The organism is Clostridium sp. Marseille-P3244 (assembly GCF_900120155.1).
In the GTDB taxonomy this organism is placed as follows: domain Bacteria; phylum Bacillota; class Clostridia; order Lachnospirales; family Lachnospiraceae; genus Mediterraneibacter.
Genome location: NZ_LT635549.1, coordinates 2415398 through 2429780, shown reverse-complemented (window position 1 = coordinate 2429780; position 14383 = coordinate 2415398). Strand labels below are relative to the sequence as shown.

Here is a 14383-nt window from a genome sequence, read left to right as displayed (position 1 = left end):
AAACTTGGTCACAAAGGAGGAGAATATGGGAACGATTTATATGAACAGGGAACTGTCCTGGCTGAAATTCAATGAGAGGGTGCTGGAGGAGGCGGAGAACCACGAGGTGCCCCTCTGTGAGCGGATGTCATTTATCTCGATCTATCAGAGCAATCTGGACGAATTCTTTATGGTGCGTGTGGGGTCGCTCCAGGATCAGATGCTGCTCAACCAGAAGATCCGGGACAATAAGACAAACATGACGGCAGAAGAGCAGATCAAGGCGATCTTAAAAGAAGTGAAGCGTCTGAACAAGAGAAAAGACGAGGCTTATGAAAATCTTATGGAGAAGGTGGCCGGATACGGGATCGAGCTGATCCGTTTCCAGGATGCGGATGCTGAGGAAAAGAAATATCTGGAACAGTATTTTAAACAGGATATCCTGCCTCTGAGTTCGCCTACTGTTGTAGGAAAGCGCCAGCCGTTTCCCTTCCTCCGTAACAAAGAGATCTACGCCGTAGTGGTGCTGGAGACGAAAAACGGCAAGGAGCGGCTGGGGATCATCCCATGCACCAACAACATGCTGGAGCGACTGATCGAGCTTCCCGGGGGCAAAGGCAGATATATGCTGTCCGAGGAACTGATCCTCCACTATATCGGAGAGGTGTTTAAAGGCTATAAGGTGAAAGGAAAGTCTCTCATCCGTGTTGTAAGAAATGCCGATATCGACGCGGACGCGCTCTATGACGAAGATCTGGATTACCGGGAATTTATGGCGGATCTCATGAAGGAAAGAAAGAAACTTTCTCCGGTCCGGCTGGATATGTCAAGAGAGATCGACGGGAACGTGGTAGAGACTCTGTGCAGATATCTGGAAATCACGCCGTCCCGCGTATTCCGCAGCAAAGCCCCGCTGGATGTATCTTTTATTTTCCAGATCCAGGATCTCCTGCGGATGAATCCGGAGCTTTTCTATGAGAAGAGAGTTCCCCAGAAATCATCGGATTTCAGGGACGGAAAAAGCATATTGGAGCAGATCCGGGAGGAGGACCGGTTCCTGTCCTATCCCTATGAATCTATCCGTCCGTTCCTGAACATGCTGAACGAGGCGGCAGAGGACGACCATGTGATCTCCATCAAGATGACCCTGTACCGTCTGGCAAAACAGAGCAAAGTCATCGAGGCTCTCTGCGAGGCGGCGGAAAACGGGAAAGAAGTGGTCGTGCTGGTGGAACTGCGGGCCCGTTTTGATGAGGAAAACAACATCCGCTGGTCCCGGATGCTGGAGAAGGCAGGATGTCAGATCATATATGGACTGGAGGGATATAAGGTCCACTCCAAGCTGTGCCTGATCACGCGCCGGGGCGAGGACGGGATCGAGTATATCACTCAGATCGGAACCGGCAACTACAACGAAAAGACAGCAAGACTCTATACGGACCTGTCGCTTATGACCGCTAATGAGCAGATCGGAATGGAGGCGGCCCGGGTGTTCCAGGCGCTGACCAAGGGAGAGATCGTGGAAGAGACAGAGCACCTGCTTGTGGCGCCGAAGTGCCTTCAGTCTAAAGTGACGGACATGATCGACGAAGAGATCAGACGCGCCCGGAACGGGGAAGAGACCTATATCGGCCTGAAGCTGAACTCTCTGACAGACAAGAGGATCATCGATAAACTGGTGGAAGCTTCCTGCGCGGGAGTGCGCATCGATATGATCGTGAGAGGCATCTGCTGTCTGATCCCGGGCGTGGAAGGACAGACGGAAAATATCCACGTTATCAGCATTGTGGGAAGATTTCTTGAACATTCCAGGATCTACATCTTCGGATGCGGAGAGAGAGCGAAATATTATATCGGTTCCGCGGATTTTATGACAAGAAATACCGTCAAGAGAGTCGAAGTGGCGGCTCCGGTCTATTCCGGGAAGATAAAACAGCGTGTCCGCGGCATCTTTGATCTGATGCTGAGAGACAATAAGAAGGCCAGAGAAGAAGACGCAGAGGGAAATTATACTCTGAGAAAATGCGAGGGCGAACCTGTCAACGCGCAGGAACAGCTGTATCAGGAAGCCTATGACAGAGCAGCGGCCAGAGGCCAGGCGGCGGAGTGAAGTGAATGGCGGGCATACGGCAGCCCCGGAGAACAGAATGAAATGACAGCAGGGTGATAATATGATATTCAAATTCGGAGAACAACTGATGCCAATGGAACTGGCGGACTGGGAAGCAGATCCCGGTCCGGCAGTTTTTGTTACGGATTCCCGGCACGCGGAAGGAATCCTGGCAAAAGCGGGTATCATCTATGAAAACGAGATCCAGATTTCCAAGATCGGGTTCTGCAGGCTGGAGAATCAGCAGGACTGTGTGGTAGGGACACTGTGCATCCCCAAGCTTCTGGATGTGCTGGGAAGCCGATACCGGATGTACTTTTTTGTCAACCGCACAAACATCGTGATCGTAGACGATGAGGATTTTACGATCCGGCTCATCCACAGGATCCAGCAGAAGCGGACCCATCAGGGGGAGACGAAAGAGAGGTTTTTATACAATTATATCGCTGAATTTATGAGCCGGGATCTGGAGATGCTTGTGGCCTATGAGAGAAGGCTGCTGCGCATGGAGGAGGATGTCAGCCAGGAGCACATTGCCAATTTCCAGAGCAGGCTGATGCCGATCCGCAGAGAACTTCTGAACCTGCGCAGCTATTATGATGAGATTATGGACCTGAGCAAGGAACTGGAAGAAAACGAAAACGGGTTTTTCCTGAAAAAGCATCTGAAATATTTCGGTACTCTTACTGACCGGGCAGACCGACTGATGAGCCGGACCAGCCACCTTCTGGAATATGCCCAGCAGGTAAAAGAAGCCTGTCAGGCCCAGATCGACGCCAGACAGAACAGTAATATGCAGTATCTGACCGTGATCTCCACGATCTTCTTCCCGCTGACCCTGATCACCGGGTGGTACGGCATGAACTTCAAGGATATGCCGGGGCTTGAAAACGGATATCCCGGGGTAATCGTGCTGAGCATCGTTGTCATACTGGCCTGCGTGATCATCTTCAAAAAGAAACACATCCTTTAAGGGCAAATCTGAGATTGTTGTGGGATAAGGATGTGTCCGGCAGGAACAGAAAATGATATGATCAGAAAAGGACGCCGTGGAAAGGATCAGCTGCAGCGCCGTTCCGGCCCGCTCTACCTCATCCCCTGGAGTCCTTGTAACAGAAACCGAAGTGATCGTCCAGAGGGACTCCCACTTCAGTTTCTTAACAAGGAGCGCCAGGTGTATTCGGAACGCTCCATGCCGATACACGGCTTCTGCAGCCGACCCTTTCCTCGGCTGTCTCTTCCGATCAGCACATTCTCCGCTCCTGACAAACATCCCCTTATCCTCCACAATCTCGCGATTTAAGGGCCCAGTGCAAGGGGAACGCCCTCGGCCATATCAACGATCACGCCCCAGGAGAGGTATACGCCAGAAGGCGGATGCATATGTCTGGTGCCCTGAAATGTTATTTTCCCCAATACAGCTCCCCTTGCACAGGGTCTTTACGCCGGAGGGGATGGATAGAGCGGAGGGAGGGGAAAGAGCGGCGGACGGAAAGGCCTTTCTGCGGCGGCAGGCAGGTGGACCGGCGACTTTGGAGGAATCCGCAGGAAAAACTTAAGGGATTCAGTCTCCGCCGTCAGGGAGGCCGATGGGATTGTCTGAGCGAATGCGAGTTGCCCATCGGCCTCCCTTGTTTTTAGGCGGAGCTGAAGTCCCTTTATGTTTTCCCGGATTCCGGAACGGAGCAAGGGACACCTGTTCTGTCGCCGCAGAATACGTTTTTCCAATGTGCAGCTTTTTCGGATCCTTCCACTTTGCCATTCCCTCCGGCGGGTTCTGAATCCCCCGGCAAACCCAGATTCATCTTGCTGTCAGGCGGCAGACATGATAGAATAACATTCATACGGACAAAGGAGTGTGGAAGAAATTGAAGACGTTATTGGATCTGATCACGACAGAGATGCGGGATGCTTTTTCCAGGGCAGGATATGACGAAGAACTGGCAAAGGTGACTCTTTCGAACCGCCCGGATCTCTGTGAATATCAGTGCAACGGCGCTATGGCCGGGGCGAAAAAATATAAAAAGGCTCCGTTCCTGATCGCGGAGGATGTGGCCGCGAATCTGAAGGACAGCGTGTATTTTGAGTCGGTGGACGTGGTGAAGCCGGGATTCATTAACCTGAAGCTGTCAGCGGAACAGGCGGCGGCCTACCTGAACGAGATGGCGGAGGATGAGAAGCTGGGAGTGGAAACGGCGGAAGACCCCAGGACCATCATGATCGATTACGGCGGCCCGAATGTGGCCAAGCCGCTCCATGTGGGGCATCTGCGTTCTGCCATTATCGGGGAGAGCGTGAAGCGGATCGCCCGGTTCAAAGGGCATCGGGTGATCGGAGATATCCATCTTGGAGACTGGGGATATCAGATGGGACTGATCATTACTGAGCTGAAGAAGCGCCAGCCGGATCTTCCCTATTTTGATGATTCCTATGAAGGGGAGTATCCCTGGGAGGCGCCGTTTACCATCAATGAACTGGAAGAGATCTATCCAACCGCCAGCGCATATGCGAAGGAGAATGAGGAGTACCGGGAAGAGGCGCTCCATGCCACGTATCTGCTGCAGAGCGGAAACCGGGGATACCGGGCGGTCTGGAACCATATTATGAATGTGTCTGTGGCGGATCTGAAGAAGAACTATGAGAAGCTCAATGTAGAATTTGATCTCTGGAAAGGAGAGTCCGACGCCCAGAAATATATTCCGGAAATGGTGCAGATGCTGAAGGATAAAGGGTACGCACGCTACGATGAGGGAGCCCTTGTGGTGGATGTGCAGGAGGAGACCGACAACATGGAAGTGCCTCCCTGCATGATCTTAAAGTCCGACGGGGCGGCGCTGTATGATACGACCGATCTGGCCACTCTGGTAGAGAGGGAGGCTGACTATGATCCTGACGAGATCATTTATGTGGTGGACAAGCGGCAGGAGCTGCATTTTACACAGGTGTTCCGCTGCGCCAGGAAGACGGGGATCGTTCCCGGAGAGACAAAACTTACATTTCTCGGGTTCGGGACGATGAACGGCAGGGACGGAAGGCCCTTTAAGACCCGGGAAGGCGGTGTGATGCGCCTGGAGAATCTGATCCGTGAGATCAATGAAGAAATGTATAAGAAGATCATGGATAACCGCACCGTGGAGGAGGAAGAGGCGGAGCGGACGGCACAGATCGTGGGTCTGGCCGCCATCAAATACGGCGATCTGTCTAATCAGGCGTCGAAGGACTATGTTTTCGACGTCGACCGGTTTACGTCATTTGAGGGGAATACAGGGCCTTATATCCTGTATACGATCGTGCGGATCAAGTCCATCCTGAATAAGTACCAGGAGACGGGAGGGAGCCTTGACGGGCTGAAAGTAAGGCCCGCGTCCAATGAATATGAAAAGGCTCTTATGCTGCAGGTGCTGAAATTCAACGATGTTTTTGAGGCTGTGTATGGGGAGACAGCGCCCCATAAGCTCTGCGCGTATCTATATGAGCTGGCCAACGAGTTCAATAAATTCTATCATGAGACAAAGATCCTCTCCGAGGAAGATGAGGACAGAAGGGCCGGGTATATCGCGTTGCTGATCCTGACGAAACGGGTGCTTGAAACCTGTATCGATCTGCTTGGATTTGAAGCGCCGGAAAGGATGTAATGATGACAGAGAAACTATTTTACCAGGACAGCCATCTGGCGGCGTTTGAGGCCCGGGTTCTGGCCTGCGGGGAAGCGGATAAAGCGGATCAGGCCGCCGGAAGGACAGGATATCGGGTGGAACTTGACCGGACGGCCTTTTTTCCGGAGGGCGGAGGCCAGTATGCGGATACAGGTATTCTCGGCGGCGTCCGGGTGACGGATGTGCAGGAGGAAGACGGCAGAGTCATCCATTTTACGGACGGCCCGCTGGAAGACGGAGCTCAGGTCGAGGGAAGCATCGACTGGGAAGAGCGTTTTATGAAGATGCAGCAGCACACAGGAGAACACATTGTGTCCGGCCTGGTACATGCCCGGTTCGGGTATGATAATGTCGGCTTCCATCTGGGAAGTGAAGACTGTACCATGGATTTTAACGGAGAGATCACGGAGGAGCAGCTCTCTGAGATCGAGCTTGAAGCGAACCGTGCCGTCTGGAAGAATCTGAAGGTAGAGACAATTTATCCACCGAGAGAAGAACTGGCGCAGATGGAGTACCGGAGCAAGATCGAGATCGAGGGACAGGTCAGGATCATCGTGATCCCGGGTTATGACAGGTGCGCCTGTTGCGCTCCTCATGTGGCTTATACCGGAGAGATCGGAGTGATCAAACTGACGAACGTGCAGCGCTATAAAGGGGGAGCCCGGGTGACCATGCTCTGCGGCGTGCGCGCGCTGGCGGACTATGCGCTGAAACAGCGGCAGGAAAAAGAGATCTGCGCGATGCTCTGTGCGAAAGACAATGAGACGGCGGAGGGAGTCCGCCGCCTGAAGGAAGAGTGCAGCGCCGTGAAATATGAACTGGGAGAAAAGGAAAAGAAGCTGATCAGGTATGAGGCAGAGCGGATCCCGGAAGGGGAGGATGCGGTCTGCATATTTACTGAAGATATTAAAGGGGAGTCCATGCGCCTGCTCATGAATGCGGCGCTGGATTCCGGACACAGCCTGTGCGCGGTGTTCCATCCGGAAAGCGGCTCGGTGAGCAAAGCGGGAAAAGAGAAAAGGACGGGAGAGAAAAAAGGGGCGCGGCCGGAGAAGGTATGTCGTTATGTTATAGGGAGCAGAGATATAGACGTGCGTCCTCTGGCAAAGGATCTGAACAGCACATTCCAGGGACGCGGCGGAGGAAAGGCCGGGATGGTCCAGGGAACAGCGGTCGGAGAAGAAGACGAGATCAGAAAGTGGTTTCTGGAGAAAGCGGAGGAATTGCGATGAATCAGGTTCGGAGAAAGAGTTCTTTCTGGAGGCTGGCAGGCCCCCTGCTTGCCTATCTGGGGATCCAGTGGGTGGTCCAGACTCTGGCCCAGACTGTGATCAGCTTTCCGTATATCATGCGGGCATATATGGATGCCATACAGTCCGGGACGCGGGATCTGTCAGAGATCTATATGAACGCCCTGGAGCCGGCTGTGGAAGCCATGTTGAAATACCAGGTGGAGATCATGGGGATCTCATCTCTGTGTACCCTTGTGCTGACGGGGATCCTGTTTGGAAGAGACAGAAAAAAAGAGAAGGCAGCCGGCATCGCGCCGGGGAAAAAGGCTCCCCTGTACTCTTACTGGAAGATCCTGCTGTTCGGGATCGCAGGCTGTATCGCGGCGACCTGCCTGATGGTCATGGCGCAGGCGGCATTTTCAGATGCTCAGTATGAGCAGACAGCCCAGGTGATGTATTCTGCCGGATTCCCGATGCAGATCCTGGTTCTGGGGATCGTGGTGCCGGTGGCTGAGGAACTGATGTTCCGGGGAATTTTATTTAAGCGTTTCCGGGAAACACAGGGATTCTGGTATTCGGCTTTGTGTTCTTCACTGCTCTTTTGTCTGATGCATACCAATATGACGCAGATGATATACACCTTCCTTCTGGGGCTGATGCTTTCCTATCTCTATGAAAAGTACAATTCCTTCCGGGCGCCGCTGTTTCTCCATATCGTTGTGAACTGTGCTTCCGTGATATTTACGGCGGCAGGTGTGTTCACATGGCTGGGGACAGATCCGATGAGGATGGCAGGAGCTTCGATCGGAGGCGCGTTTATCTGTTCGGCTGTATTTGTGCTGATCCAGAGAATGGAAGGGCCAAAGGAAAAAGAAACACCTCCGGACAAGCCGGATCCCCTGGATATGTTCCGGTAGTAATAAGCCCCGGCAGCAGGGGAAAGGAGAAGCTTTGTGTTTGTTCTGATAAAAAAACAATTTGAAATTGTGTATGGCAGGAGAGATCTTCTGCCATATTTTTTATTATAAAATCAAGGATTTTCAAGGATAAATTTGTATTATAGAAATTATTCCTGACTTTTATATATGCATAAATTATCAGATAATAATATTAAAATTATAAAATAGTCGAATTATCAGATAATTCGAGGAGTTTTTTAGTTTACAAACGGAAAAAATTCGTGTATAGTCATTTCATAAAGCAAAAAGGAGAGGAGAGCAGTCATGAAAAGATCAGAGAAAACACCGCAGGGTCTGTACAGTGAGAGTTTTGAACATGATAACTGCGGGATCGGCGCGATCGTGAACATCAAGGGCAGGAAGAGCCACAGCACAGTTGCCGGGGCCCTTGAGATCGTAGAGCACCTGGAACACAGAGCCGGGAAGGACGCAGAGGGCAGAACCGGAGACGGAGTCGGGATCCTTCTGCAGATCTCTCATAAATTTTTCCGGAAGGTCTGTCAGCCTTTGGGGATCCGGCTCAAGGGAGAGCGGGATTACGGCGTGGGGATGTTCTTCCTCCCTCAGGATGAGCTGAAACGCAGCCAGGCCAAGAATATTTTTGAGGTGATCGTGAAAAAAGAAGGCCTGAATTTCCTGGGCTGGAGAGAAGTACCGATCCATCCGGAAGCGCTGGGGAAGACTGCTCTGGATTGCATGCCCTGTATCATGCAGGCTTTCATTGAGCGGCCGAAAAATATGGAAAAGGGTCTGCCCTTTGACCGCAGGCTGTATGTGGTGCGCCGGGTTTTTGAGCAGAGCAGTGACAACACGTATGTGGTCTCCCTCTCCAGCCGTACGATCGTGTATAAGGGAATGTTCCTGGTAGGACAGCTCCGCCAGTTTTTCGCGGATCTTCAGGATGAGGACTATGAGTCTGCCATAGCCATGGTCCATTCCCGTTTCAGCACCAATACCGCGCCCAGCTGGCAGAGAGCCCATCCCAATCGTTTTATCGTGCACAACGGTGAGATCAATACGATCCGGGGAAATGCGGACAAGATGCGGGCCCGTGAGGAGACGATGGAGGCAGGCTGTCTGAAAGGAGAGCTGCACAAAGTGCTTCCGGCGATCAACACCTCCGGTTCTGATTCGGCCATGCTTGACAATGCCCTGGAATTCATGGTCATGAGCGGCATGGAGCTTCCTCTTGCGGTGATGATCGCCATTCCGGAACCGTGGGTCAACAACCGCAGCATGTCCCAGAACAAAAAAGACTTCTATCAGTATTATGCGACGATGATGGAGCCCTGGGACGGCCCCGCCTCGATCCTGTTCTCCGACGGAGACGTGATGGGAGCCGTGCTGGACAGGAACGGACTGCGTCCTTCCCGGTATTATATTACAGACGATGACAATCTGATCCTTTCGTCGGAAGTCGGTGTCCTGGATATCGATCCTTCAAAGATCCTGGTCAAAGAGCGTCTCCACCCCGGCAAGATGCTTCTGGTGGACACGGTTGCCGGGAGAGTGATCGACGATGAGGAGCTGAAAGAAAAATATGCCAACGAGGAGCCTTACGGTGAGTGGCTGGACAGCAACCTGATCCAGCTGAAGGATCTTCCGATCCCGAACAAGGACATTCCCACATATACGAAAGAAGAATGTACCCGTCTCCAGAAGGCCTTCGGCTATGCCTACGAGGATGTCAAGACTTCGATCCTGACGATGGCGAAGAACGGGGCGGAAGGGATCGCGGCCATGGGAGTGGATACGCCGCTGTCCGTGCTTTCAGAGAAACGGCAGCCGCTGTTCGGATATTTCAAACAGTTGTTTGCCCAGGTGACCAATCCGCCCATTGACGCCATCCGCGAGGAGATCGTCACCTCCACGGTGATCTATGTGGGCAAGGACGGAAACCTTCTGGAAAAGAAAGAAGAAAACTGCAAGATGCTCCGGGTCAATAACCCCATCCTGACCAACACGGATCTTCTGAAGATCAAAAATATGGATGTGGAAGGATTTCAGGTGGCGGAGATCCCGATCACCTATTATAAGAACACAAGCCTGGAGAAAGCCATCGAATACCTCTTCGTGGAGGTAGACAGAGTGATCCGCGAGGGAGCCAATATCCTGATCCTGACCGACCGGGAGATGGACGAGTACCATGTGGCGATCCCGTCTCTTCTGGCTGTATCCGGCCTGCAGCAGCATCTGGTTCGGACGAAGAAAAGGACTTCTGTGGCCATGATCCTGGAAAGCGGGGAGCCCCGGGAGGTGCACCATTTTGCCACTCTTCTGGGATACGGCGCCTGCGCCATCAACCCGTATCTGGCCCATGAGTCCATCCGCCAGCTGATCCAGTCAAGGCTGCTCCACAAGGACTATTACGCGGCGGTGGACGACTACAACAGCGCGGTGATCCACGGGATCATCAAGATCGCGTCCAAGATGGGGATCTCCACGATCCAGTCTTATCAGGGCGCCAAGATCTTTGAGGCAGTGGGCCTGAAGAAAGAGTTTATCGACCAGTATTTTACTGATACTGTAAGCCGTGTAGGCGGGATCGGCATCGAGGAGATCGCGGAGGACTATACCGCCTTCCATACCCAGGCCTTTGACCCGCTGGGGCTGGACAGCGACATGACGCTGGACAGCGTGGGACGGCACAAATACAAGAGCGGCGGGGAGGAACATCTATACAACCCCCAGACGATCCACATGCTCCAGCAGTCGACAAGGCGGGGCGACTATCAAATGTTCAAGGAGTATACCCGTATGGTGGATGAAGAGGGAGAGAAGATCAACCTGCGGGGACAGCTGGATTTCAATTATCCCAAGAAAGGCGTGCCCATTGAAGAAGTGGAAAGTGTGGACTCCATTGTGACCCGGTTTAAGACAGGGGCCATGTCGTATGGATCCATCTCCAAGGAAGCCCATGAGACCCTGGCCCTTGCTATGAACCGTCTGCATGGGAAATCAAACTCCGGTGAAGGAGGAGAGGAGATCGAGCGCCTCGGCACGGACCGCAGTTCTGCCATCAAGCAGGTGGCTTCCGGCCGGTTCGGCGTCACATCCAGATATCTGGTGAGCGCCCGGGAGATCCAGATCAAGATGGCCCAGGGAGCGAAGCCCGGTGAGGGCGGACATCTCCCGGGAGGCAAGGTGTATCCCTGGATCGCGAAGACCAGGCACTCCACACCGGGCGTCAGCCTGATCTCTCCGCCGCCTCACCATGACATCTACTCCATCGAGGACCTGGCACAGCTGATCTATGACTGCAAAAACGCAAACAAAGACGCCAGGATCTCCGTAAAGCTTGTGTCTGAAGCAGGAGTCGGCACGGTGGCCGCGGGCGTGGCCAAGGCGGGAGCAGGCGTGATCCTGATCTCCGGCTACGACGGCGGGACAGGAGCGGCGCCCAGAAGTTCCATCCAGAACGCGGGACTTCCCTGGGAGCTGGGACTGTCCGAGACCCATCAGACTCTGATCCAGAACGGCCTGCGGGAGCGGGTGCGCATCGAGACGGACGGCAAGCTGATGAGCGGACGGGACGTGGCCATCGCCGCGCTTCTGGGAGCGGAGGAATTCGGATTTGCCACGGCGCCTCTGGTGACGATGGGGTGTGTGATGATGCGCGTCTGCAATCTGGACACCTGTCCGGTTGGCGTGGCCACACAGAATCCGGAACTTCGGAAGCGCTTTGCCGGGAAACCGGAATATGTCATGAATTTTATGAAGTTTATCGCGGAAGAGCTGAGAGAATATATGGCCCGGCTGGGCGTGCGCACGGTAGACGAGCTGGTGGGACGGACCGATCTTCTGAAGGTAAAAGACCATCCCACGTCCAGGCGTGCGGCGTCGCTGGATCTGAGCCGGATCCTTTCCAACCCGTACGCGAAGCAGAAGAAGGGCATGATCTTTGACCCCAAGAAAGTCTTCAATTTTGAGCTGGAGAAGACACTGGATGAACGGGTTCTCGTAAAGCAGCTTCTCCCCGCCCTTGAGAAGGGACAGAAGAGAGGCCTGGAAGTGGATGTGACAAACACGGACCGTACATTCGGCACGATCTTCGGCTCCGAGATCACAAAGAGATATCCTGACGGGCTGGAAGAGGACAGCTTCGTGATCAAGTGCAAAGGCGCCGGCGGCCAGAGCTTCGGGGCATTTATCCCGAAAGGGCTGACGCTGGAACTGACGGGGGACAGCAACGATTATTTCGGGAAAGGGCTGTCCGGCGGCAAGCTGATCGTCTATCCCCCCAAAAGTGCCACATTTAAATCAGATGAAAACATCATCATCGGCAATGTCGCCTTTTACGGAGCTACCAGCGGGAAGGCATACATCAGCGGCGTGGCCGGTGAGAGATTCTGCGTTCGCAATTCCGGAGTACATGCAGTGGTGGAAGGCGTGGGAGACCACGGCTGTGAATATATGACCGGAGGATGCGTGGTCATCCTGGGACAGGTGGGCAAGAACTTCGCCGCGGGAATGAGCGGCGGCATCGCCTATGTACTGGATATGGACAGCACGCTCTACACAAGGGTCAACAAGGATATGGTAAAGATCCGGCGCGTTACGGACAAATACGACGTGCAGGAATTAAAGGGGATGATACAGGAGCATGTGTCCTATACAAATTCAGAAGTGGGCAAGCGGATCCTGGATCATTTCTCGGAATATCTGCCGAAGTTCAAGAAGATCATTCCGGAAGATTATGAAAAGATGATGTCCGCGATCATCCAGATGGAGGAAAAGGGACTAAGCAGAGAAAAAGCCAAGATCGAAGCATTCAACATGGTAAAGAATGGGAAATAGGAGGCGCTTAAGATGGGAAAACCGACAGGATTTTTGGATTACGCGAGAAGAGATAAAACAGCGGAAGCACCGCTTGAGCGGATCAGACATTTTAACGAGTTCTACACGCCTCTTTCAAAAGAAGAGCAGGAACTTCAGGGAGCCCGCTGTATGGCGTGCGGCGTTCCGTTCTGTCAGTCCGGCCTGAACCTGATGGGCATGGCCAGCGGCTGCCCGCTCCACAATCTGGTGCCGGAGTGGAATGATCTGATCTACAATGGGAACTGGGAGGAGGCATACTACCGCCTTGCCAAGACAAACAACTTCCCGGAATTTACGTCCAGGGTCTGCCCGGCCCTCTGTGAGAATGCCTGTACCTGCGGCCTGAATCAGGAACCGGTGGCCACAAAGGGCAATGAGTACGCCATCATCGAGAACGCCTATGAGAAAGGATACGCGAAGGCCCGTCCCCCGAAGGTGCGTACGGGCAAGAAGGTGGCAGTCATCGGGAGCGGTCCGTCCGGACTTGCGGCCGCGGATCTTCTGAACCGGCGGGGGCACACTGTGACGGTGTTCGAGCGGGAGGACAAGCCGGGAGGGCTTCTGCGCTACGGAATTCCGAACATGAAGCTGGAGAAACAGTACATTGACCGCAAGATCAGCATTATGGAAGAGGAAGGGATCACTTTCCGGCTGAACTGCAATGTGGGGAAGGACATAAAGCCGTCTCAGCTGCTGAAAGAGTTTGACCGGGTCATCCTGGCCTGCGGGGCGTCGAATCCCAGGGACATCAAGGTGCCGGGACGGGACGCGGAAGGAATTTATTTTGCCGTGGATTTCCTGAAATCTACGACAAAAGCACTGTGGAAGGACGGAAAGCCGGCTGCGCCGGACGCCGCCTCAGAAGACGTGGGACAGTCCGGAGACGGGACGCAGTCGGTGAAGACATCACCTCAGAACGGGACAGCGGTGTCTCTGCTGAAAAAGGGAAGTTTTATTTCGGCGGCGGGGAAACATGTCATCGTCATTGGCGGCGGGGATACCGGAAATGACTGCGTGGGGACCGCCATCCGCCATGGAGCCAGATCCGTCCTTCAGCTGGAGATGATGCCGAAGGCCCCGGATACAAGGGCAGAGAACAATCCCTGGCCGGAGTGGCCCAAAGTGTGCAAGACCGACTACGGACAGCAGGAAGCCATCGCAGTGTTCGGACAGGATCCCCGGGTGTACACAACGACAGTGAAGGAATTCATCAAGGATAAAAGGGGAAAAGTCTGTAAAGCCGTGCTGGTAAAACTGGAGAGCAGAAAGGACGAGAAGACAGGCCGGATGGCAATGGTGGAAATCCCGGGGAGCGAGTACACCGTGGAAGCGGATCTGGTCCTGATCGCGGCGGGCTTTCTGGGGAGCGAGAGCTATGTGACCGGAGCTTTCGGCGTGGAGGTCAATGAACGGACCAATGTGAAGACGGAGGCGGGCCGGTATGCCACCAGCGCAGAACGGGTATTTACAGCCGGGGACATGCACAGAGGACAGTCCCTGGTGGTATGGGCCATACGCGAGGGGCGGGAGGCCGCCAAAGAAGTGGATGAAAGCCTGATGGGGTATACAAATCTGTCAGTCCAGTAATATATTACAAAAATGTTAAAAATATATTGAATTTCTGATAGA

7 protein-coding genes are annotated in these 14383 nt (G+C 53.6%); all 7 read left to right on the top strand.

Translation table 11 applies throughout. The features are described from left to right. The first annotated feature begins 25 nt into the window (after positions 1-25). The 7 genes from ppk1 (at position 26) to BQ7367_RS13315 (ending at position 14341) form a co-directional block, all read left to right on the top strand. Positions 26-2089 carry a polyphosphate kinase 1 gene (ppk1, locus tag BQ7367_RS13350; RefSeq protein ID WP_072525881.1) on the top strand — a complete coding sequence of 688 codons (2064 nt, stop codon included), beginning with the start codon at positions 26-28 and terminating at the stop codon, positions 2087-2089. Between the two features lie 61 nt (positions 2090-2150). After that, a complete protein-coding gene (locus BQ7367_RS13345; protein ID WP_072525880.1) occupies positions 2151-3062 on the top strand; it encodes a magnesium transporter CorA family protein in 912 nt (303 codons plus the stop codon). Positions 3063-3957: 895 nt separating this feature from the next. Further along, positions 3958-5724 carry an arginine--tRNA ligase gene (gene argS / locus BQ7367_RS13335; RefSeq protein ID WP_072525878.1) on the top strand — a complete coding sequence of 589 codons (1767 nt, stop codon included), beginning with the start codon at positions 3958-3960 and terminating at the stop codon, positions 5722-5724. 2 nt (positions 5725-5726) lie between these two features. Next, positions 5727-6977 carry an alanyl-tRNA editing protein gene (locus tag BQ7367_RS13330; RefSeq protein WP_072526230.1) on the top strand — a complete coding sequence of 417 codons (1251 nt, stop codon included), beginning with the start codon at positions 5727-5729 and terminating at the stop codon, positions 6975-6977. Further along, positions 6974-7894: a CPBP family intramembrane glutamic endopeptidase gene (locus BQ7367_RS13325; RefSeq protein ID WP_072525877.1), complete on the top strand. Its 921-nt coding sequence runs from the start codon at positions 6974-6976 to the stop codon at positions 7892-7894. Before BQ7367_RS13330 ends, BQ7367_RS13325 begins: the two co-directional genes overlap by 4 nt. 306 nt (positions 7895-8200) lie before the next feature. After that, entirely contained in the window at positions 8201-12733 is a 4533-nt protein-coding gene (gene gltB / locus BQ7367_RS13320; protein WP_072525876.1) for a glutamate synthase large subunit, read from the top strand. Between the two features lie 12 nt (positions 12734-12745). Then, positions 12746-14341 (top strand): glutamate synthase subunit beta, encoded by a 1596-nt coding sequence (locus tag BQ7367_RS13315; RefSeq protein ID WP_072525875.1) that lies wholly within the window; start codon positions 12746-12748, stop codon positions 14339-14341. Positions 14342-14383 lie beyond the last annotated feature (42 nt).